This is a genomic window from Streptomyces sp. NPDC004539 (genome assembly GCF_040610055.1).
Lineage (GTDB): Bacteria > Actinomycetota > Actinomycetes > Streptomycetales > Streptomycetaceae > Streptomyces.
This window is the reverse complement of sequence record NZ_JBEXLS010000006.1, coordinates 151,973-171,905: the sequence shown is the minus strand read 5'-3', so window position 1 is coordinate 171,905 and position 19,933 is coordinate 151,973. Positions and strand designations below refer to the sequence as shown.

General features: G+C 72.8%; 21 protein-coding genes and 1 tRNA gene. 10 read left to right on the top strand and 12 right to left on the bottom strand.

The window, feature by feature from the left end; translation table 11 throughout:
* The first annotated feature begins 54 nt into the window (after nucleotides 1-54).
* From ABZX85_RS14940 to ABZX85_RS14930, 3 genes are read left to right on the top strand one after another with little or no spacing between them, the layout of a single operon-like run.
* On the top strand, nucleotides 55-1,428 hold the full coding sequence (locus tag ABZX85_RS14940; protein ID WP_355867151.1) for a pyridoxal-dependent decarboxylase: 1,374 nt from the start codon (nucleotides 55-57) through the stop codon (nucleotides 1,426-1,428).
* Nucleotide 1,429: 1 nt separating this feature from the next.
* On the top strand, nucleotides 1,430-2,488 hold the full coding sequence (locus tag ABZX85_RS14935) for a sulfotransferase (RefSeq protein WP_355867148.1): 1,059 nt from the start codon (nucleotides 1,430-1,432) through the stop codon (nucleotides 2,486-2,488).
* 6 nt (nucleotides 2,489-2,494) lie between these two features.
* Entirely contained in the window at nucleotides 2,495-3,664 is a 1,170-nt protein-coding gene (locus tag ABZX85_RS14930) for a cytochrome P450 (protein WP_355867146.1), read from the top strand.
* Here ABZX85_RS14930 and ABZX85_RS14925 read toward each other — a convergent pair.
* Together ABZX85_RS14925 and ABZX85_RS14920 are read right to left on the bottom strand one after the other, a co-directional pair.
* Nucleotides 3,661-4,077, bottom strand: coding sequence for an HIT family protein (locus tag ABZX85_RS14925; RefSeq protein ID WP_355867143.1), 417 nt, complete (start codon nucleotides 4,075-4,077; stop codon nucleotides 3,661-3,663). The two genes, ABZX85_RS14930 and ABZX85_RS14925, sit on opposite strands and share 4 nt — an antisense overlap.
* 73 nt (nucleotides 4,078-4,150) lie before the next feature.
* A complete protein-coding gene (locus tag ABZX85_RS14920) occupies nucleotides 4,151-4,705 on the bottom strand; it encodes a CAP family protein (RefSeq protein ID WP_355867140.1) in 555 nt (184 codons plus the stop codon).
* A 101-nt stretch (nucleotides 4,706-4,806) separates the two neighbouring features.
* Here ABZX85_RS14920 and ABZX85_RS14915 point away from each other — a divergent pair, with 101 nt between their 5' ends.
* From ABZX85_RS14915 to ABZX85_RS14890, 6 genes are all read left to right on the top strand, one after another.
* Nucleotides 4,807-5,538 (top strand): hypothetical protein, encoded by a 732-nt coding sequence (locus ABZX85_RS14915; RefSeq protein WP_355867137.1) that lies wholly within the window; start codon nucleotides 4,807-4,809, stop codon nucleotides 5,536-5,538.
* 55 nt (nucleotides 5,539-5,593) lie between these two features.
* A tRNA-Ser gene (locus ABZX85_RS14910) sits at nucleotides 5,594-5,696 on the top strand.
* A 452-nt stretch (nucleotides 5,697-6,148) separates the two neighbouring features.
* On the top strand, nucleotides 6,149-7,234 hold the full coding sequence (locus ABZX85_RS14905; RefSeq protein ID WP_355867912.1) for an EfeM/EfeO family lipoprotein: 1,086 nt from the start codon (nucleotides 6,149-6,151) through the stop codon (nucleotides 7,232-7,234).
* Nucleotides 7,231-8,433, top strand: a complete 1,203-nt coding sequence (gene efeB / locus ABZX85_RS14900; RefSeq protein WP_355867134.1) for an iron uptake transporter deferrochelatase/peroxidase subunit — start codon at nucleotides 7,231-7,233, stop codon at nucleotides 8,431-8,433. The genes ABZX85_RS14905 and efeB overlap by 4 nt, the downstream gene beginning before the upstream one ends.
* Before the next feature lie 175 nt (nucleotides 8,434-8,608).
* Nucleotides 8,609-10,459 carry an alkaline phosphatase family protein gene (locus tag ABZX85_RS14895; protein ID WP_355867131.1) on the top strand — a complete coding sequence of 617 codons (1,851 nt, stop codon included), beginning with the start codon at nucleotides 8,609-8,611 and terminating at the stop codon, nucleotides 10,457-10,459.
* A gap of 135 nt (nucleotides 10,460-10,594) precedes the next feature.
* Nucleotides 10,595-11,221: a methyltransferase domain-containing protein gene (locus tag ABZX85_RS14890; protein ID WP_355867129.1), complete on the top strand. Its 627-nt coding sequence runs from the start codon at nucleotides 10,595-10,597 to the stop codon at nucleotides 11,219-11,221.
* Here the strand turns inward: ABZX85_RS14890 and ABZX85_RS14885 are convergent.
* The 8 genes from ABZX85_RS14885 to ABZX85_RS14850 all read right to left on the bottom strand — a co-directional run bounded on the left by ABZX85_RS14885 (nucleotide 11,218) and on the right by ABZX85_RS14850 (nucleotide 17,540).
* The gene (locus ABZX85_RS14885) at nucleotides 11,218-11,922 is read right to left on the bottom strand and encodes a L,D-transpeptidase (RefSeq protein WP_355867126.1); all 705 of its coding nucleotides are present in this window, start codon (nucleotides 11,920-11,922) and stop codon (nucleotides 11,218-11,220) included. The genes ABZX85_RS14890 and ABZX85_RS14885 overlap by 4 nt on opposite strands.
* An 85-nt stretch (nucleotides 11,923-12,007) precedes the next feature.
* The gene (locus ABZX85_RS14880) at nucleotides 12,008-12,865 is read right to left on the bottom strand and encodes an alpha/beta hydrolase (protein ID WP_355867123.1); all 858 of its coding nucleotides are present in this window, start codon (nucleotides 12,863-12,865) and stop codon (nucleotides 12,008-12,010) included.
* Between the two features lie 141 nt (nucleotides 12,866-13,006).
* Nucleotides 13,007-13,972 carry a D-2-hydroxyacid dehydrogenase family protein gene (locus tag ABZX85_RS14875; RefSeq protein WP_355867120.1) on the bottom strand — a complete coding sequence of 322 codons (966 nt, stop codon included), beginning with the start codon at nucleotides 13,970-13,972 and terminating at the stop codon, nucleotides 13,007-13,009.
* Between the two features lie 126 nt (nucleotides 13,973-14,098).
* Complete coding sequence (locus ABZX85_RS14870; protein WP_355867117.1) at nucleotides 14,099-14,833, bottom strand: YoaK family protein; 735 nt, start codon at nucleotides 14,831-14,833, stop codon at nucleotides 14,099-14,101.
* Nucleotides 14,834-14,839: 6 nt separating this feature from the next.
* Nucleotides 14,840-15,223, bottom strand: coding sequence for a carboxymuconolactone decarboxylase family protein (locus ABZX85_RS14865; RefSeq protein WP_355867114.1), 384 nt, complete (start codon nucleotides 15,221-15,223; stop codon nucleotides 14,840-14,842).
* 84 nt (nucleotides 15,224-15,307) lie between these two features.
* Complete coding sequence (locus ABZX85_RS14860) at nucleotides 15,308-16,228, bottom strand: LysR family transcriptional regulator (RefSeq protein ID WP_355867111.1); 921 nt, start codon at nucleotides 16,226-16,228, stop codon at nucleotides 15,308-15,310.
* Nucleotides 16,229-16,298: 70 nt separating this feature from the next.
* Nucleotides 16,299-16,622: a hypothetical protein gene (locus ABZX85_RS14855; RefSeq protein WP_355867108.1), complete on the bottom strand. Its 324-nt coding sequence runs from the start codon at nucleotides 16,620-16,622 to the stop codon at nucleotides 16,299-16,301.
* 51 nt (nucleotides 16,623-16,673) lie between these two features.
* Nucleotides 16,674-17,540 (bottom strand): pirin family protein, encoded by an 867-nt coding sequence (locus ABZX85_RS14850; RefSeq protein WP_355867105.1) that lies wholly within the window; start codon nucleotides 17,538-17,540, stop codon nucleotides 16,674-16,676.
* A gap of 103 nt (nucleotides 17,541-17,643) precedes the next feature.
* Between ABZX85_RS14850 and ABZX85_RS14845 the strand changes: the two genes are divergently transcribed.
* Complete coding sequence (locus ABZX85_RS14845) at nucleotides 17,644-18,138, top strand: MarR family transcriptional regulator (RefSeq protein ID WP_355867102.1); 495 nt, start codon at nucleotides 17,644-17,646, stop codon at nucleotides 18,136-18,138.
* A 20-nt stretch (nucleotides 18,139-18,158) separates the two neighbouring features.
* Here the strand turns inward: ABZX85_RS14845 and ABZX85_RS14840 are convergent, their stop codons facing one another.
* A complete protein-coding gene (locus tag ABZX85_RS14840) occupies nucleotides 18,159-18,725 on the bottom strand; it encodes a hypothetical protein (RefSeq protein ID WP_355867099.1) in 567 nt (188 codons plus the stop codon).
* Between the two features lie 42 nt (nucleotides 18,726-18,767).
* A complete protein-coding gene (locus ABZX85_RS14835; RefSeq protein ID WP_355867096.1) occupies nucleotides 18,768-19,727 on the bottom strand; it encodes a helix-turn-helix domain-containing protein in 960 nt (319 codons plus the stop codon).
* Between the last annotated feature and the right edge of the window lie 206 nt (nucleotides 19,728-19,933).

Sequence of the window (19,933 nt, the reverse complement as noted above, 5' to 3'; positions counted from 1 at the left end):
ACATGGGCAGTTGTTTCCCTTGTGTGCTGACAACTACCCATGAAAGGGGTGCTGTTGACGCATCTTCAAATCCCCGAGGACGTGATGCGCGCACTGGGGTACCGGTGTGTGGATCTGCTCGTCCAGCACCTGTCCGGGACGGCGGAGGGGCCGGTGCCGACCGCGCCGGAGCGCCGGTCCCCGGACGAGGCGCTGCCCCGGGGCCCGGCGCCGGACCCGGGGGCGGTGCTGGAGGAGACGTGCCGGATGCTGTGTACCGGGAACGCGCATCCGGACCACCCCCGGTTCCTCGCGTTCGTGCCGAGTCCCGGGAACGTCGTCGGGGTGCTGGCGTCGATGCTGGCGACGGGGTTCGCGGTGCCGGGCGGGCGGCGGTTCACGGGCCCGGCGGCGGCGGACGTCGAACTCACCACCGTCCGCTGGCTGGTGGAGCTGCTGGGGCTGCCGGAGGGGACCGGCGGGCTGTTCGTGCCGGGCGGTTCGCTGGCCAACCTGACGGCGTTGACGGTGGCCCGGGACCGGCGTGGTCCCGGCGTCGCCTACTTCTCCGACCAGACGCATCTCTCGGTGCCGCGCGCCCTGCACGTGCTGGGCGTCGGGGCGGAGCTGGTGCGCCGGCTGCCGTGCGACGGGGCGCAGCGGCTGGACGTGGAGGTGCTGGCCCGCGCCGTGCGCCGGGACCGTCGTGCCGGGCGGCGGCCGTTCGTCGTGGTCGCGAACGCGGGGACGACGAGCACGGGGGCGGTCGATCCGCTGCCCCGGCTCGCGGAGTTCTGCCGGGCGGAGGGGCTGTGGCTGCACGTGGACGGGGCGTTCGGGGCCGCCGCCGCGCTGACGGAGGAGGGCCGCAAGGAGCAGGCCGGGCTCGGGCTCGCCGACTCCTTGACCGTCGATCCGCACAAGTGGCTGTTCCAGCCGGCCGAGTTGGCGTGCGTGCTGCTGCGCCGGCCCGAGGAGCTGCGGAAGTCGTTCGGGGTGCGGCTGCCCGGGTACCTCGCGGAGAGCGGCGAAGAGCCCGGTCCGCAGGGCGATTTCATGCAGTACGGCATCCAACTGACCCGTGAGTTCCGGGCTCTGCGCCTGTGGCTCTCGCTGAAGGTGTTCGGCGCCGACGCCTTCCGTGACGCGGTGGCCCAAGGGATGCGTACAGCGCGGGAGTTGGGGCGGTTCATCGACGCCGAGCCGGGGGTGGAGCTGGTGACGCCGCCGTCGCTGGCCGTGCTGACGTTCCGGTGTGCGGGGGCGGACGCCGACCTGGTCTGCCGGGAGCTGCGGGCGGAGGGGGACGCGCTGGTGATGCCGACGACCGTCGACGGGGAGCGGGTCTTCCGGCTGTGCACGATCAACCCGCGTGCGGACGTGGGGGAGTTGGAGGACGTGGTGCGCCGGTTGCGGGAGTTGTCCGAGTCGCTGCGGAAGGGGGCCTGAGATGCGACTGCCGGACGCGGAGCAACTGCACGCCGAGGCAAGGGCGTCGACGGGACTCGGTGACTTCGGTCCGACGGGCTACCGGGACGCCCTCGACCGTCTCCTGCACGCCCTGGACACCGAGGCCCGCCTCCACGCCCTCGGCCTCGCCGAGGCCCACGACACCCTGCGCACCGCGCTCGTCCACCGCCTCCGCCTCCACGCCCACCCACCCCCGTACCCCACGGCCCTGCACTCCCCCGTCGTCATCGTCGGCCCGCCCCGCACCGGCAGCACCCTCCTGCACCGCCTACTCGCCCACCACCCGGGCCTGCACGCGATCCGCCTGTGGGAACTCACCCACCCGGTCTCCCCTCCCGGCGCCACCGACGCCGAACTCATCGCCTCGACGCGCCGGAGGGTCGCCGCGTACTACCGGGCGGCGCCCGCGCTGCGCCGTATCCATCCGATGAGCGCGCGGGCGCCGGAGGAGTGCGAGTACCTGATGACGACGGACTTCCACAACTCGGTGCTGGGGCTGATCAGTTACCGCGTCCCGGCGTACGCGGAGTGGCTCCTGGCCCAGGACCTCACCGCCTCCTACCGTCTGCACCGCCGCCAACTGGCGCACATCCTGGCCCGCCGTCCCGCGCCTCCTGCCGCCCGGCTCCTCCTGAAGAGCCCCTCCCACCTCTGGCACCTCCCGTCCCTCGCCGCCGTCTACCCCCGCCTCACGGTCGTCGCCCTGCACCGCGACCCGCTCCAGGCCACCGCCTCGGCGTGCAGCCTGGCCCTCCACGCCCGCCGCAAACGCAGCGCCCACACCGATCCCCACGAGATCGGCCGCCAGCTCACCGCCGCGATCCGCCTCGGAGCGGAGCGCCTCGCCGCGTTCCCCGGCGTCGATGTCCACGTCTCCTACGACGACCTGGCGGCCGACCCGGTCACCACCGCGACCCGCGTCCTCGACGCCCTCGGCCTGCCTCACACGCCTCAGCTCCGCGAACACCTCCACCTCGCGAGCCGGCACCGGGCCGGGCAACACACCTACACGCCCGGCGACTTCGGGCTGACCCAGTGAGGCCACATGCCGCACGACCCCTCCGACATGCTGCACTACCCCTTCGACCGCCCCCACGCCCTCTCCCCCATGCCCCACCTCCACCTCCTCCGGCAGGACACCCTCCCCCACGTCCTCATGCCCAGCGGCCACCCCGCCCGCCTCGCCGTCCGCCGCGCCGACGTCGTCCAGGCCCTGTCCGACAGCCGGTTGAGCCGCCGGGCCATGCTCACCACCCCCGGCGGCCCCCGCTTCACCGCCGCCGACCTGGACGAACCCAGCCTCATCGGCGTCGACCCGCCCGACCACACCCGCCTGCGCCGCCTGTGCGCACCGGCGTTCCGCCCGTCCCGGACAGACGGGCTCCGGGCGCCCGTCGAAGAACACGCGCACCGCCTGCTGAACGGTCAACCCGCCGACCTGCACGCCGAGTTCTCCGTCCCCCTCGTCACCCACACCGTCTGCGACCTCCTCGGCGTCCCGCACCCCGACCGCGCCCGGCTCCTGGCCTGGGCCCACCAGAAGCTCTCCCTCACCGGCCCGCCGGACGAGGCCCGCGCCGGCCACCTGGCGCTCCGCGACCACTTCTCGACGCTCGCCCCGGACCCCGGTCTCCTCGCCGGCCTGACGGACGCGCACCGCGCGGGCCGGCTCACCCGGCGGGAACTCACCGCCGTCGCCGTGAACCTGTTCGTCGCCGGGACCACCACGACGGCCGCCGTCCTCACCAACGGCCTGCTCGCGCTGCTGGCCCACCCCGCCCAGTACGAGACGCTCACCCCCGGCGGTGTCCCGGGAGCCGTGACGGAGATCCTGCGCCACGACGTCGCCGGGGACATGGCGCTGCCCCGGCTCGCCCTCGCCGACCTGCGGATCGGGTCCACCGAGGTCCGGGCGGGCGAGGTGGTGATCCCCGCGCACGCCTACGCCGACCGCGACCCCGCCGTCTACGCCGACCCCGACACGTTCGACATCACCCGGCCGCCCCTCCCCCATCTGGCGTTCGGGCACGGCCCCCACTACTGCGTCGGCGCGCGGACGGCCGTCCTGCTCCTCGAAACCGCGCTGACGGCCGTCGTCACCCGCTTCCCCCGCCTGGAACTCGCCGTCCCCGCCCGCACGTTGGAGTGGCGGGGCGGGGCGCTGACGGGCGGGGTCGGCAGGCTGCCGGTCAGGTACGGACCGCCGGGGCCCTAGCTCTGGGCGTACCCCAACTCGCCCAGGGCCGCGCGGATTCGGTCCGCCGCGTCGTCCAACTTCGACTCGTCCTTCTCCACTTCGGCCTTGGTGAAGTCGAAGTCGCCCATCTCCCACACCGGGGCGACGTGGATGTGCATGTGGGGGACCTCGAACCCGGCGACGATGAGGCCGGCCCGGGGGGCGTCCCAGGCCAGCTGGACCGCGCGGCCGATCTTCTGCGCCACGGACACGCAGTGGGCGAGGAGTTCGCCGTCCGCGTCGGTCCAGCGGTCGATCTCCTGGCGGGGCACGACGAGGGTGTGGCCGGGGGTGAGGGGGGCGATGCTCAGGAACGCGGCGGCCTTGTCGTCCTGCCAGACGAAACGGCCGGGGAGTTCGCCGTCGAGGATGCGGGTGAAGAGAGTCGACATGGGGGTCAGTGTGTCACCCGCCCCCGGCCCACCTCCGCGAACCTCACCCGCACCCGGCCCGCCCCCGCGTACCTCACGCGCGCGGCAGCACGTTCGCCGTGAAGCGGCCCGTGTAGTTGCCCGGGGGGTCGTAGTCGACGACGACGTACGTCTTGCCGTCGGACGTGGTCGCCCTGCCGACGCCGATGCGGGTGGAGGACTTCCAGACGAGCTGGGTGAACAGGCCCCACTTCTTGAAGGTGCTCATGTCGGGTTCGGCGCCGAAGGAGTGGTAGTCGCGGACCTGGGCGTACCAGCCGTCGACGACCTCCTCGCCGGTGGGGCCGGAGCCGTCGGAGCGCCAGGCGTAGTGGAGGTTCTCGCCGTACTCGTTGTGCGGGCGGTGCTCGAACCTGCCGGTCGCCGCCATCTTGTCAGCCCAGTCCTGGGCCCAGGCGCTGAGCTTCGGGTCGAGGGTGAGGTCCGGGGCGTTGTGTGCGGCGCGGTGGGCGTTGCTGCGGTCCAGGATCTGCTGGTCGAAGCCGGTGGCGCGGGGCGCGGCGGGGGCCGCGAGGGTCAGGGTGGCGGCTGCGGCGACGAGGGTCGTCAGGGCGCAGCGGACGGTGGCGCGGCGGGTCATCGTTCTCATGCCGCCGTAACGATCATCGTGGGGCGCTGGTCACCGGTGAATAATCGCGGGCCCCGGGGGTGGGGTGTGGGATACGTTCGGCTTGTTCGAAGGGGGGCCACATGGCGAAGCTCAATCAGATCATCGCTGTCGAAAAGGGCGTCAAGAGCAAGTCGTTCCAGGACATCACCGCCGCGCACCACCGGGTGCAGAAGCCGGCGCTGCTGGCCGGGATCGCGCGTACGTACCAGCCGAAGGACGAGGAGGGCGAGCAGTTGCCGCCCGAGTCCACGCGGGTGCAGATCAAGGCGGAGGACGTCCTGCGGGAGATGTCCGGTTCGCTGACGCGGCTGTTCGACGTGACGGCGACGAAGGACTGGGCGAACTGCGAGGCTCGCGCGGACGTCGTGGTGGACGGGCGGACGGTCGTCGCGGACGTGCCGGTGAGCTATCTGCTGTTCCTGGAGAAGCAGCTCACCGATCTGCACACGTTCGTCAAGAAGCTGCCCGTGCTGGACGCGGCGGAGTCCTGGTCGCTGGACCCCTCGACGGACTGGTGGAAGACGGACCCGGTGCGCACGATCCGCACGAAGAAGGTGCCGCGCAACCACGTCAAGGCGGAGGCGACCGAGAAGCACCCGGCGCAGGTCGAGGTGTACTACGAGGACGTGCCGATCGGCTACTGGACGACGGTGAAGTTCTCCGGCGCGCTGCCCGCCCGGCGGGTCAACGAGCTGCTCGACCGGGTCGAGAAGTTGCAGCAGGCCGTGAAGTTCGCCCGCGAGGAGGCCAACGGCGCCGAGGTCACGGACCGGCGCGTCGGGGACGCGGTGTTCGGCTACCTGTTCTCCTGACGGGCGGCCCCATGATCGCCCCCGCGTGCGAGCGCGGGGGTGCGCCACAGGCGCGGCCGGGATGAGAACCGGTCTCGCGCGATGAGCGCAAGCTGAAACTGACGTTCAGCCTGAAGTACGCGGTAACGGTGAAGGTTCGACTCCTTCCCCCGGCACCACACGCCGGGGTGGCCCAATTCGGCAGAGGCAGCCGCGGTCAATCTCAGACTCTCGCTCCAGCTTCAGCATCCGCCACCGATCGCCGGATCGAACGAGGAAGGACGAACGCCGACGGATGCGAGTTCGACTCTCGCCTGCACCTCTCCCTGGTGCGGTAGTTCAAAGGCAGAACACGACGGCTTAACAGCTGATCTTTCCTCTTAAACGCCACTGGCGTGCGCAAATGGGTGGCATTCCCAGGAGCCCGGGAGCTGGATACGACTCCCGGGCTCCGCCACGTTCTCGCGACGCCCCGGTGAACCGCCGGCGAATTCCGCGCCAGGGTTCGGCCAGGTCCGGGCCAGGGGGACGGATCGGGGCGTACGGGGTGCTTACGATCGTCGGCGCCGCCCACGTCCGTACGAACCCCTGGAGGCCCGGCGTGCTCAGGAAGACCCTGTTCGTCGGGGGTGTGATCGTCGCCCTGGCGGGCTGCGGGGCGCATGCGCGACCGGCCGCGGGCAGCGGCGACGGGCTGCGGCACACGACCGTGCGGGTCACCTCCGCCGACTGCGGGGGCGGGTGGACCGAGCCGCACGGGGGACGTCAGGTGTTCGACCTGCGGAACACCTCCGACACGGCCGCCGAGGTGTACCTCACGGACGCGCGGACCGGCGCGGTGTACGGCGAGGTCGAGGGGCTGGGCCCGGGGACCGAGCGGGCGCTGCGGGTCACGCTGGGGGACGGGTCGTACGCCTTCAAGTGTCTGCCGGACGACGCCGACGCGGTCACCGGACCGGTCGTGCGGATCACCGGGAGCCACATCCGGAGCGGGCCGGCCGCCGTGCCGGTGACCCAGCAGGATCTGATCCCGGTGACGCTCGCCTACCAGCGGTGGATTCAGGCCCGTACGGTCGAACTCTCGCAGAAGACGGACGTGTTGACGAAGGCCGTCGACCGGGGCGACCTCACCGCCGCCCGCGCCGCCTGGCTCCCCGCGCATCTCGTGTACGAGCGGATGGGCGCCGCGTACGGCACGTTCGGGGACGCCGACGCACAGATCAACGGGGACTCGGCGGGGTTCCACCGCGTCGAGCGGGGCCTGTGGCACGGCGAGCCGGCGAGCACGCTGCGCGCCCCGGCGGACGCCCTCGCCGGAGCCGTCCACGCGCTCCGGAGAAGCTGGCCGGAGCAGCGGATCGACCCGGCGGACGTCGGGCTGCGGGCGCACGAGATCATGGAGAACACGCTCCAGTTCGAGCTGACCGGCCGCACCGACCAGGGCAGCGGCACGAACCTCGCGACGGCCCGCGCGAACCTCGACGGCACCCGTGTCCTGCTGGACCTCCTGCGCCCGCTGCTCAGGACCCGGGACGCGGGGCTCACCGGCCTCGACGCGTGGCTGGACCGCGCCCAGCGCACCCTGGACGCCGTCGTCGCGAAGCCCCTGACCGGGCTGACGCGCGCCCAGCGGGAGAAGGTCGACGCCGACATCGGCGGGCTGGTGGAGCGGCTGGCGGACGTCGCCGCCCTCACGGACGTACGGAGGACAGCGTGAACAGCGACGTCGGACGCCGGGGTTTCCTGGCCGGTGCGGCGGCGGTCGCCGGTACGGGCCTGGTGGCCGCCGACCGGGGTACGGCCGTTGCTGCCCCCTCCCCCACCCCCTTCCACGGCACGCACCAGGCCGGGATCGTGGAACCGGCGCAGAAGGCGACGGCGTTCGTGTCGTTCGACGCGACCGCCGTGAACCGTGCCGAACTCACCGATCTGCTGCGGACGTTGACCGCCAGGGCCCGTTTCCTGACGGCTGGCGGCAGCCCTGACGAAGCGGGCATCACCGCCCCGCCGGCCGATTCGGGCACCCTCGGCCCGGTCGTCGCGGCGGACGGTCTGACCGTCACCGTCGGCGTCGGCGCCTCCCTGTTCGACGGCCGCTACGGGCTGGCCGCGCGCAGGCCGCGCCGCCTGACCGAGATGCCCGCGTTCCCGGACGACGACCTGAACCCGGACTGGTGTCACGGCGACCTCAGCGTCCAGTTCACGGCGGGCAGCGCGGACACCGTCCTGCACGCCCTGCGGGACGTCGCCCGGCACACGCGGGGCGGCATGCAGGTGCGGTGGCGGATGGACGGGTTCGTCAGCCCTCCCCGCCCCTCGGGGACGCCCCGCAACCACCTCGGTTTCAAGGACGGCATCGCCAACCCGGACACCGCGAGCGCGCGGGAGATGAACCGGCTGGTGTGGGTCGGCGCGGGCGACGGGGAACCGGCGTGGGCGACGGGCGGGAGCTATCAGGTCGTCCGGCTGATCCGGATGCTCGTCGAGTTCTGGGACCGGGTGTCGATCACCGAGCAGGAGCGGATGTTCGGGCGGGCCCGGGACACGGGAGCGCCGCTCGACGGGCGGCGTGAGACGGACGTGCCCAACTATCCGCAGGACCCGAAGGGTTCGGTCATCCCGCTGGACAGTCACATACGCCTGGCGAACCCCCGAACCGCCGAGACGGACGGGCAGCGCGTCCTGCGGCGGGGCTACAACTACGACCGGGGCACGGACAGCAACGGGAACCTCGACATGGGGCTGCTGTTCACGTGCTACCAGCAGGATCTGGCGCGGCAGTTCGAGGCGGTGCAGAAGCGGCTGGCCGGGGAGCCGCTGGTGGACTACGTCAGCCCGTTCGGCGGCGGGTACTTCTTCGCGCTGCCGGGCGCGCGGGACGCGGACGACTGGCTGGGGCGGACCCTCCTGTCCTGAAGTCCGCCTCCGCCGGAACTCCTCTTGTCTCACCGTGTCAAGAAAAGTTCAAGTTCGCATGAGCATGTCCTGACCCGCCGTTCGTCCGCCCGTCATCGCCCCTCCCCCGCCCCGCCGTCCGGATTGCCCAGCATCCGAGTGGTACACCCCTGTTCTCCCGGAAGTCGAGACACGCATGACCGGCTCAGCAACCCCCTCCGGCGCCCGCCGCCTCGCGCGCGTCGGCGCCCTGCTCGGCGCCGCCGCCCTCGCCGCGGCGGGCGGCACGGTCCCCGCCGCCGCGACCACCGCGCACGGCCACGGCCACGCCGCCCCGCACACCGCCACGCCGATCAAGCACCTGGTGGTGCTCTACGACGAGAACGTGTCGTTCGACCACTACTTCGGCACCTACCCGCAGGCCGCGAACACCGACGGCACGACGTTCAAGGCCGCCGCGCACACCCCGAAGGCCGACAACCTGTCGAACTCGGGCCTGCTGAAGAAGAATCCGAACCTGTACGCGCCGCAGCGCCTCAGCAGCGACCAGGCGATGACCTGCGACCAGAACCACTCCTACGGCCCCGAGCAGTACGCCGCGAACGGCGGCAAGGCCGACAAGTACGTGGAGAACACCGAGGTCGACAAGTGCACCGGCCTGTTCGGTGAGCCCGGTCTCGTCATGGACTACTACGACGGCAACACCGTCACCGCGCTGTGGAACTACGCCCAGCACTACGCGCTCGGCGACCACTCCTTCAGCTCGGTCTACGGCCCCTCCACACCCGGCGCGCTGAACCTGATCTCCGGTCAGACCCACGGCGTCGTCTCCGTCGACCCGGTCACCGGCAAGCGGACGGCGAAGCCGGACCCGTACGCCGTCGTGTCCCCGGACGCGAAGGGTGTCGGCACGGTCGTCAACGACCCGGACCCGGCGTTCGACGACTGCTCGGACAAGGACCGCTCCAGCACGAACGCGCTCGCGGTGATGCAGGGGAAGAACATCGGTGACCTGCTCAACTCCAAGGGCGTGAGCTGGGGTTGGTTCCAGGGCGGGTTCCGGCCGAGCACCGCGTGGGACGGGAAGAGCGGTGACCACGCGAAGTGCGCGGGCGCCACCCACACGAACGTCGGCGGCGCGGCCGTCGAGGACTACTCGCCGCACCACTCGCCGTTCCAGTACTACAAGTCCACGTCGAACCCGCACCACCTCGCGCCGAAGAACATCGCCGAGATCGGTCACAGCGGGCGCGCGAACCACAACTACGACCTCACCGACTTCGACGCCGCCCTCAAGGCCGGCGACCTCCCCGCGGTGAGCTTCCTGAAGGCCGCCGAGTACCAGGACGGCCACGCCGCCTACTCGGACCCGGTCGACGAGCAGCACTTCCTCGTCAAGGAGATCAACGCCCTCCAGCAGTCCCCGGAGTGGAAGTCGACCGCGGTGGTCGTCGCGTACGACGACTCCGACGGCTGGTACGACCACGTCACGTCGAAGGTGCTGAACGGCTCGAAGGACTCGACGGCCGGCTCCGACGGCAAGGCCGTCGACTCCCCCTTCTGCCAGTCCGGCCCGAAGGCCGCGCACGGCTACGCGGACCGCTGCGGCCCCGGCACCCGGCAGCCGCTGCTCGTCGTCTCCCCGTACAGCAAGGTGAACTCGATCGACCACACGGCCACCGAGCAGGCGTCGATCACCAAGTTCATCGAGGACAACTGGCGTACCGGGCGCATCGGTGACGCGTCCTTCGACCGGCGCGCGAACAGCCTCTCCGGCCTGTTCGACTTCCGGCACCCCAACGACAAGCAGGTGCTCCTCAACACCGACGGCTCCGTGAAGTCGGTCCGGCCGATCCCGGGCCACTACGCGCGTACGGCGGCCTCCCCGCAGTACATCGCGGACCTCAAGGCGCAGAACGTCGCCGACGAGACGTCCGCCTCGACGTCCCCGGTGCTGCCGGTCGCCCTCGGCGGCGGCGTGTTCGCGGCGGGCGCGGTGGCGACGGTGTTCGCGCTGCGACGCCGGGCGCGAGGCGCGTCCGCGTAGACGCACGCGGGTCTCTCCCGAATCCCGGACCGGCTCCGCCCTCACGGCGGGGCCGGTTTGCCGTTCCGGCAACTTCTCGTGCCGTCCCGGGAGGGCCCCGACGAGACTGGGCGTCCACCGACACGAGGAGTTCCGATGGACACCACCGACGCGTTCACGTTCTGGGACGGCGTCTACGCGGCCCGCCCCGCGGCGGACGATCCCCGGCCGAACGCCCGCCTCACCGAGACGGTGTCGGACCTGCCGCCGGGTGACGCGCTGGACCTGGGCTGCGGGGACGGCGGCGACGCGCTGTGGCTCGCGGGCCGGGGGTGGCGGGTGACCGCCGTCGACATCTCGGCGGTCGCGGTCGAGCGGCTCACGGCTCTCGCCCGCACGCGCGACCTCGCCGGGCGCGTCAGCGCCGTACGCCATCACCTGGACGAGTCCTTCCCGGAGGGCGGGTTCGACCTGGTCAGTGCGCACTACCTCCAGACGCCGAAGGCGCTGGACCGGGTGGCGGCGCTGCGGCGGGCGGCGGGGGCGTTGCGGGCGGGTGGGCGGCTGCTGGTGGTCGATCACGGCTCCACCGCGCCGTGGTCGTGGAACCAGGACCCGGCGATCCGCTACCCCGGCCCGGAGGAGGTCGCCGCCGGTCTCGCACTGGACCCGGCGACCTGGACGACCGAACGGGCCGACTCCCCACGCCGCATCGCGACGGGCCCCGGCGGCGAGACCGCCGAGGTCGTCGACCACGTCCTCCTGATCCGGCGCGCGGGCTAGGCGCCGGGCCCGACCTCGCGTACGACACCCGGCCGCACGCCCCAGACGACCACCCGGTCCCTCTGCTTCAGGACGCCCCACAGCCTCCGCGCGTCGCTCACGCGCAGGTTGACGCAGCCGTGGGAGCCGCCTTTGAAGAGGTCGCCGTAGGAGCCGTGGAACGCCTGGCCGCCGTCGAAGAACTGGGAGTACGGCATCGGGGAGCGGTTGTAGAGGGTGGAGTAGTGGTCCCGGTGGCGGAGGTAGACGCGGTGGGTCCCGGTGCGGGTCTCGTACCCGTCGCGGCCCGAGCGGATAGGTACGGGGCTGTAGAGGACCCGGTTGCCCTTCTGGACCCACATCAGCTGGCGGGCCAGGTCGACGCAGGCGACCCGGTAGGAGGCGACCGGGCAGCGGCGGGCGGCGTTGGGGTTCCGGGCGGCGACGGCGACGAGCATCATGCGGTACGTCGGGTAGTGGGCGTAACCGTTCGCCGGGACAAGGCCGTTGGCAGTCTGGAACGCGCTGATGGCCCGGCAGTCGGCCGGTGACTGCCGTCCGTCCTCCGGCAGTCTCAGGTACCGCTCCAGCTGCCGCTGGTAGGGCCCGGTCCCGGCGGTGCACGCCGCCGTCTCCACCGCCCCGGCCGCCGTCCCCGTCAGCACGGCCCCGACCAGCACGGCCGCCGCCGTGACCACACGCCACATCCGATACGTCCTCATGCCCCCAGCAAACCCGCGCCCCCGCCTCCCCGGTCCGCGCACTCCGCCGAACGGCGGCCCGCATGCCCCCTCCCGGGGAGAGGCGTCACCTCTCGACGCGTGCGCGCAGCTTCTCGATCTCGCCGAGGACGAGGCCGGGACGGTCGACGGGGACGTCGTGGGAGCTGCCGGCGGCGGTGACGAGGACACGGCCGGTGCCGGCGCGCGCGAACGCGGCGGCGGCGTCGTGCCAGGCCCGGACGTCCTGGGGTGAGCCGTCGAAGGGAGTCTTCTCCGAGACGACGACGGTGGCGGGGACGCCGTCGGGCCAGGAGACCCGGTGGAACGCCCGGTGCACGGGGACGAAACTCTCGGCGGTGGCGGCCAGTTGACGGTTCGCCTTCGTGGAGGGGTCCGCCTTCGCCGCGTCGACCTGCGGCTTCCCGAGGGTGACGAGCCTGGTGATCTGTCCGTCGGTGAAGAACTGCGGCAGGTTCGCGTCGACGAGCACCGCGCCGGCGACCAGGCCCGGGTGGGCGAGGGTGGCGTAGGTGGCGACCTCGCCCGCCTGGGAGTGCGCCACCAGGATCGCGTCCCGGGTCACCCCGAGCTCCCGCAGACCGGCCGTCAGGTCTCCGGCGGCCCGCCGCGGGTCCCAGGGGCCGGGCGCGTCGTCGCTGTCGCCGAGCCCGGCCCGGTCGTAGGTGACGATCTCGGACCCGGTGGCGGACGCGAGCCTCGGGGCGAGGTCCTTCCAGTACGAGGAGTCCTCGCCGCCGCCCGCGTCCAGGACGATGGCCGGGGAGCGGCCGGGGGTGACGTGGAACGCGAGGCGGCGTCCGTCGTGGTCGATCAGGTGGGTCGTCGGGCCGGCCGGGGGATCGGCGCTGACGCCGCAGGCGGTGAGCAGGAGCAGGAGCGTCGCCGACCACAGGAGGCGGGCGCGTGTGCGGTTCTTCGGCAAGGGGGGGGTCTCCGGAGGCCGTGGGCGGTGTCGTGCCGGACGCACACCATCGTTGCCAGGGCGGCTCTTCCGTACGATCCGGCCACCATGCCGGTCCGGAGGGGGGCGGGCCCCCGCACCCGCTCTGCGGCCCGCCCCCGGTCAGCTCTTGGTCAGCACCCGCACCGGCTCCCCCGTCAGGAACGCGTCGATGTCCTCGACGGCCTCGCCGTAGAACGTCCGGTAGTTGCGTTCGGTGACGTATCCGAGGTGCGGGGTGGCGAGGACGTTGGGGAGGGTGCGCAGCGGGTCGTCGGCGGGGAGGGGCTCGGTCTCGAAGACGTCGAGTCCGGCGCCGGCGATCCAGCCTTCGCGCAGGGCGCGGACCAGTGCCGCCCGGTCGACGATCGCGGCGCGGGAGGTGTTGACGAGGAGGGCGTGGGGGCGCATGGCGCGCAGTTCGGGTTCGCCGAGGAGGCCGCGGGTGCGGTCGGAGAGGACGAGGTGGAGGGAGACGAAGTCGCTGCGGGCCAGCAAGTCCTCTTTGCTCGCGGCGAGTCGGGCTCCCGCGTCGGCCGCGCGCTGGGGTGTGAGGTTCTGGCTCCAGGCGAGGACGTCCATGCCGAAGGCGGTGGCGACGCGGGCGACCTGGCTGCCGAGGCGGCCGAGTCCGAGGAGGCCCAGAGTGCGGCCGGCGAGGTCGAGGCCGACAGTCGACTGCCAGGGGCCGTTCTCGCGGAACGCCCGGCTCTCCACCGTGAGTTGACGGGCGAGGCCGAGGAGGAGCGCCCAGGTGAGTTCGGCGGGCGGGGTGGCGTTGCTGGCCGTACCGCAGACGGTGACGCCCTGTGCGGCGGCTGCGGTCAGGTCGATGGACGCGTTGCGCATCCCCGTCGTCACGAGCAGCCGCAACTTCGGCAGCCGGCCGAGGAGTTCGGCGTCGAAGGGGGTCCGCTCCCGCATCGCGACGACGATCTCGCAGTCGGCGAGTTCCCGGACGAGCCGGTCCCGGTCGGCGATGTGCTCGCGGAGCGTGCGCACCTCGACCCGGCCGGCGAGAGCGCTCCAGTCCGCGGACGTCAGCGCGACGTCCTGGTAGTCGTCGAGTACGGCGCAGCGGAGGGTCATGAGGGCGGCCTGCCTTTCCTGCGGCACACGGGGCGATGAGGCGTGCGGTGCGATGATCGGTACGCCGGCCAGCGTACCGACGGCCCCACCGCCCCGGCCGTCACACCGGCCCGACCGCACCGGTCGTCACACCGGCTCCGTCCACCCCGCGTCCGACCTGGTCAGCACGTACGACGCGGCGGTCGCCCCCGCCAGGAGCACCCCGGCGAGCAGCAGCGGCAGCGCGGCGCTCACGTGGAGCACGACGGCCGCCCCGGCCAGCGCCCCGCCGAACATCGCCAGCGCCGACAGCGCGCGCCGCCCGGTCCGCCCGCCCCCTCCCCCGGCCGCCCTGCTGTCGGAGGCCATGCCGGTGAGGGTCAGCGTCAGGACGGTGGTCGTGAGGTCGGGTACGGCGAGCGCTCGGGCGGCGGCGTTCTGGACGCCCATCCCGATGCCGAGGAGCACGATCAGGACGTACCGCACGACGTCCCCGTAGGGATCGCCGGCCGCCTCCGCGACGGCGTACGCCGCCACGACGAGCGTCGTCTCCACCAGCAGCGCCAGATGCAGGACCCAACCCCGGTGGGCGCGGGCGCGGTGGGCGATCCGGCCGCCGAGGAGGGCGCCGGCGACGAAGGAGAGGAGTGCGGCGAGGGAGGCGGCGAGGGAGAAACCGGCGGCGCCGGCCAGGGCGAAGCCGGAGAAGACGACGTTGCCGGTCATGTTGGCGACGAAGACGTGGCCGAGGACGAGGTAGCTGAAGGCGTCGACCAGGCCGGTGACGACGGTCAGGGCGACCATGAGGGGCGGCAGGGGGCCGTGCCGGTCCTGCCGGTCGGGGACGACGGTGGTCCAGGCGTCGCGCAGTACGGGGTGCATGGTCGGTCAGTGTCCTCCTTCGGCGTGCTCCGCGAGGACCGTGTCGGCGGTGCGGAACGCGTCGAGGGCGGCCGGGACTCCGCAGTAGACGCCGGTGTGGAGCAGGACCTCCTGGATCTGTTCGGGGGTGCAGCCGTTGGTGAGGGCGCCCCGGACGTGTCCGGCGAGTTCGACGGGTCTGCCGAGGGCGGTCAGGAGGGCAATGTTGAGGAGACTGCGGGTGGCGCGGTCGAGGCCGGGGCGGTTCCAGACGGTGCCCCAGCAGGCTTCGGTGACCCACTGCTGCGCCGGCCAGACGAAGTCGCTCGCCTCGGAGAGGGTCCGCTCGACGCGGTCGGCGCCGAGGACCTCCTTGCGGATCTTGAGGCCCTCTTCGAAACGGCTGGTCATGTGGGTCACTTCCCGGGGTGGACGGCTGCGGGTCGGGGTGTGACCAGGATGGTTCAGGGACCGGTGAGCGGTCCAACACATGGATCAGCTGCCAGTGATCGCTGATACCGATCGGCACTCCTCGACGGTGTCGAGGAACGCGGCGGCGGCCGGGGCGAGCCGACGGGGGTCGTGGACGACGGAGATGTGGTGGACGGCCTCGGCGTCGTCGATACGCAGGACCCGGGTCCCCCGGGCCGTCGCGGACAGGGACCGTTCGGCCGAGGAGCGGGGGACGACGGTGACGCCCACGCCGCGGGAGGCGAGGCGGATCATGTCGTGGATCTGCCCGACCTCGAAGTGCGTGCCCGCCTCGGCCCCGGCGCGCGCGAACGCCGCCTCGACCTGCCGGCGCAGCCCGGTGCCCCGCTGGAACTGGATGAGCTGCCGGGGGTCGGGCAGGTCGGCCAGGGACACGGTGTCGCGGTCGGCGAGGGGGTGTCCGGCGGGGACGACGAGGACGAGCGGGTCGCTGCCCAGCGAGCGGTGGCCGAGCCCGTCCGGCACCTGGTCGGGGCCGAGTCCGACGACCGCGACGTCCAGTTCCCCGGCGAGCACGGCGGCGGCCATCCGCGCGCTGGGCGCGTTGGTGACGCGCAGGTCGATGCCGGGGTGGCGGGCGTGGAAGCCGGCCAGCACCTCGGCGAGGTCGAGGGCGCTGGCGAGGGTCTGGACGAGGCCGAGCCGCAGCCGTCCCCGGCGCAGTCCGGCGAGGGCGTCCAGGGCGGCCTGGGCGTTGTCGGCCTCGGCGAGGATGCGGCGGGCCAGCGGTTCGAGCAGCTCACCGGCCGCCGTGAGCCGGACGGATCTGCTGGTCCGGCTGAACAGCCGCGCGCCCACGTCCTTCTCCAGCCGGGCGATCTGCTGGCTGAGCGCGGACTGCGCGACGTACGAGGCGGCTGCGGCCCGCGTGAAGCTGCGGGTGTCGGCGACCGCCAGGAAGTACTTCAGGTGCCTCAGCTCCACGAGCCATCTCCTTCGGCGATCGGTACGGGCCGGTTCAGCGGCTGGACCGATTGTCGCCGAGGGGTGGGGGTCAGCGCGGAGGCGGGCGGTCGAGGACCTCGACGTACACGATCCGGCCGTCCACCACGTCCAGGATCACCATCCCCTCCTCCGGGTCGAGGGGGACGCAGCGGTGGCCGGGGCCGAAGGGGACGTCGGGCGGCAGGTCCTCCGTACGCAGGCTCTGGCAGAAGTCGCCGCCGCAGCCGCACTCGCCGACGACGCGCAGGTCCCAGGCGCAGACGGCGAGCCAGTACTCGCCCTCGGCCTCCAGCAGCTCGATCAGTTCGGCGCAGAGGGCGGGGCGGAGGTCACGCAGGAGCGGCGCCTCGTCCTGCCGCGGTTCCCCTTCCACGCGGGGAGCGTAGCCGGGAGACGGGCGCCCGCTCCACGGGAATTCCGGGACTCAGCGGTCGTAGGCGAGGCGGGCCGTGCGGGGGACCTCGCCGAAGGCTCCGGCGTGGAAGTCGGCGAACGCCTTCGTGATCTCCAGCTTGGTGTTCATGACGAAGGGGCCGCCGAGGGCGACGGGTTCGCGCAGGGGGGTGCCGCTGTAGATCATCACGCGGGCCGGGTGCTCAGGGTCGGTGGCCCGGAGGTGGAGGGTCGTGGGGTGCGGGCTCTTCACGGGGTCGGACCAGCCGGTCTGTCCGGCGTGCAGGGTGCGGCCCGCGACGAGGAGGCCGCCGTTCATGACGTGGGCGAACAGCCGGTGTTCGGCGGGGACTTCGAGGGTGTACGAGGACTCCGGGTCGAGGGTGGCGACCAGGCCCTGGACGGGGTGGTGGGTGTCGGCGGCGCCGGTGACGCCGTCGACCGTCCCGGCGTGGACGTCGATGTGGACGCCGGGGAGCCGGAGGCGGGGCATCGCCGCGCGGGTGAGGTCCTGGTAGCGGGAGGGGGTCAGCTTCTTCGCGGCGGGGAGGTTCAGCCACATCTGGAGGACGTGGGCGTGCTCGTTCCGGTAGGCGAGTTCGCGGTGGATGATGCCCTTGCCTGCGGTCATCCACTGCACCTCGCCGGGTTCGAGGGCGCCCGCGTGGCCGAGGTTGTCGCCGTGTTCGAGGACGCCGTCGACGACGGTGGTGACGGTCTCCAGGCCGCGGTGGGGGTGCCATTCGAAGCCGGGCGCGGAGAACCGGTCCTCGACGAGCGCGAGGAAGGGGTCGGTGAGGGCGGGGTCGGTCGGCACGAAGACGAGCGCCTTGTCGTCGACCTGGGCGTCCGGCCCGAGCCGCTGCTTCTCGGTGACGCGGTCGAGGGTCCGGTTCATGGCTGGCTCCTGACTGACGCGGGGCGCGGTTGCGCCACACCTCACTTGCATGACACGTCAACCAACATACATGACCTGTCATCCATTCCACTAGGCTGGCCCCATGACGCAGTGGCTTTCGAACGAGGAACTTCTCGCCTGGCGCGGGCTGACGCAGCTCAGCTCCCGGCTCCAGACCGACCTGGGCCGGCAGCTCCAGGACGGGCACGGCATCTCCGTCGCCGACTACGAGGTGCTCGGCCGGCTCCACGACGCCCCCGACGGCCTGCGCGCCCGCGACCTCGGCGCCTCCCTCGCCTGGGAACAGAGCCGCGTCTCCCACCAGCTCTCCCGGATGCAGCGGCGCGGCCTCGTCCGGCGCGAGGAGTGCGCCACCGACCGCCGCGGCATCACCTTCCACCTCACCGAGTCCGGCCGCACCACCATCGAGCAGGCCGCCCCCGGCCACGTCGACACCGTCCGCACCCTCGTCTTCAACGCCCTCTCCCCCGAGCAGGTCACCCAGCTCGCCGACCTGACCGGCCACCTGCTGCGCCACGTCGACGGCTGCCCCCTGGCCGACGCCCACCGGGCAGCCGTCCGGGCCTCCCAGACCTGACCCGCTCAGACCCGACCCGCTCAGCTCAGCAGGCGCAGCAGGCCGACCTCCTCGGCGAGCACACCCGGCTGGGCGAGCGACCGGAAGTCGGCCTCCACGTCCGCGAGTTCGAGGACGCCCCTGCGGACGGCGTGGTAGCGGACCAGGGACCAGACGTAGACGTCGAGGCTGTCGAACTGGGTGCCCTCCTCGATGACCTCCTCCTCGTGGAACCAGACGGCCACCCTGCCGTTCGTGAGGACGACGTAGTAGTTGCCGCCGCCGTCGGCGCCGACGGACCAGACATCGTCGTCCGTCAGCTCGGTCTCGTAGTCGGTGTCGAGGATGCGGCAGTCGTTCTCGGCGAAGCCGAAGGCGTAGGACCAGTCGTGGATGTCGAGGAACTCCGGCATCGTCCCGGCCCGCACCCGGCGGTCGAAGGCGGCCAGCGCGGTCCGGGCGGCGGCCGGGAGGCGGGCGAGGAACGGCTCGACCGGCCGGGTCTCCTCGGGGACGGAGGCGGTCGGCAGACCGGGGAACCAGCGGGCCAGATCGGCGTCCAGACCCTGGTCCAGATACCCGGTCAGATCGTCGGGGGTGAGAGGCATGCGGCGAGGCTAACCGAGCGCGGACGCCCGGGGATTCCCAGGTCAGGGGTTACGTAGGGGATTACGTGGTTCCCCTGACGGCGTCTCGCGGGGCCGCCGGCGCAGATCGACGACGGTCTCCCCGAACTCGCGTTTCAGGGCCCGCCCCAGGTGCTTGGTGTCGAGGACGCCCCAGCGGGCGGCGATCGCGGCCGTGGAGCGGCCGGCGAGGGCGGGGTCGAGGAGGTCGCGGCGGATGCGCAGCAGGCGTTCGCGGCGGACCCACGCGGTGAAGGTGAGGTCCGCGCCGCGGAAGAGGGTGTGGAGGTAGCGGACGGAGAGCTGGTGGCGGCGGGCGACGCGCTCCGCGCTGAGCCGGGGGTCGCCGAGGTGGGCCAGGACGTAGACGCGGATGCGGTCGGCGAGGTCGGTGGCGACGGGGACCCGCTCGGGCGCGGTGTCGGCGAACGTGGCGAGGAGGAGCGCGGTGAGGGCGTCCGCGAGGTGCGTGCGGGCCGCCGACTGCCCGGGGAGGGCGTCGTCCCCGGCGGCCAGGGCGTGGCGCAGGAGTCCGCCGATGCCGGAGCGGGCGGAGACGGCGAGCGCGGTGTGCCGTCCGACGGCGGTCAGGTGGTGGCCGAGGCTCGTGCGGGGGACGCACAGGACGGTCATGTCGGTGGGGCCGTCGCCGATGATCCGGTAGGGGCGGGTGTTGTCGCAGACGAAGAGGTCGCCGGGGGTGAGCGTGTCCGCGCGGCCGTCCTGGCTGACGCCGATCCGGCCGCTGTGCAGGAGGGTGAGGTGCACCCACTCCTGGTCGGTGGAGGTGATGGTGCGGTCGTCGCGGGTGACCGTCGCGCCGGTGGCGCGGATGTGGGCGACGGCCGTGGGGCCGAGGGTGGTGTGGTCGAACGAGGCGTGGAACGCGGGGGCCGGGTCCGTCACCCGCAGCGGGGCGAACAGGGAGGAGGCGGCAGCCTCGAACGACTCCGGCGCGTCCAGCCGCCCTCTGTTGGTGTCCATGCCGGTGCGCTCCCCGAATCACCCCGCCCGCACGGTCACTGTACTGCGGTGTTGTGCGTGAATTGGGGACTCCCCGTGCACGTACTGGTGCCTGACGGGGCCCGCGTGCCCCGGGTCGTCCCTAGGCTCGTCGTCCGGAGCGACGCGTGGTCCGGGCCGGGCCGCCGGGTCGCCGCGCCCGTACGGAGTGCACCTGAGGAAACGAT

Bases quoted from the DNA above. Each gene is read 5' to 3' on its own strand.
- ABZX85_RS14935 (WP_355867148.1), top strand. From the start codon at position 1,430: ATGCGACTGCCGGACGCGGAGCAACTGCACGCCGAGGCAAGGGCGTCG.
- ABZX85_RS14930 (WP_355867146.1), top strand. From the start codon at position 2,495: ATGCCGCACGACCCCTCCGACATGCTGCACTACCCCTTCGACCGCCCC.
- ABZX85_RS14925 (WP_355867143.1), bottom strand. From the start codon at position 4,077: ATGTCGACTCTCTTCACCCGCATCCTCGACGGCGAACTCCCCGGCCGT.
- ABZX85_RS14920 (WP_355867140.1), bottom strand. From the start codon at position 4,705: ATGAGAACGATGACCCGCCGCGCCACCGTCCGCTGCGCCCTGACGACC.
- ABZX85_RS14915 (WP_355867137.1), top strand. From the start codon at position 4,807: ATGGCGAAGCTCAATCAGATCATCGCTGTCGAAAAGGGCGTCAAGAGC.
- ABZX85_RS14895 (WP_355867131.1), top strand. From the start codon at position 8,609: ATGACCGGCTCAGCAACCCCCTCCGGCGCCCGCCGCCTCGCGCGCGTC.
- ABZX85_RS14890 (WP_355867129.1), top strand. From the start codon at position 10,595: ATGGACACCACCGACGCGTTCACGTTCTGGGACGGCGTCTACGCGGCC.
- ABZX85_RS14885 (WP_355867126.1), bottom strand. From the start codon at position 11,922: ATGAGGACGTATCGGATGTGGCGTGTGGTCACGGCGGCGGCCGTGCTG.
- ABZX85_RS14875 (WP_355867120.1), bottom strand. From the start codon at position 13,972: ATGACCCTCCGCTGCGCCGTACTCGACGACTACCAGGACGTCGCGCTG.
- ABZX85_RS14870 (WP_355867117.1), bottom strand. From the start codon at position 14,833: ATGCACCCCGTACTGCGCGACGCCTGGACCACCGTCGTCCCCGACCGG.
- ABZX85_RS14865 (WP_355867114.1), bottom strand. From the start codon at position 15,223: ATGACCAGCCGTTTCGAAGAGGGCCTCAAGATCCGCAAGGAGGTCCTC.
- ABZX85_RS14850 (WP_355867105.1), bottom strand. From the start codon at position 17,540: ATGAACCGGACCCTCGACCGCGTCACCGAGAAGCAGCGGCTCGGGCCG.
- ABZX85_RS14845 (WP_355867102.1), top strand. From the start codon at position 17,644: ATGACGCAGTGGCTTTCGAACGAGGAACTTCTCGCCTGGCGCGGGCTG.
- ABZX85_RS14840 (WP_355867099.1), bottom strand. From the start codon at position 18,725: ATGCCTCTCACCCCCGACGATCTGACCGGGTATCTGGACCAGGGTCTG.
- ABZX85_RS14835 (WP_355867096.1), bottom strand. From the start codon at position 19,727: ATGGACACCAACAGAGGGCGGCTGGACGCGCCGGAGTCGTTCGAGGCT.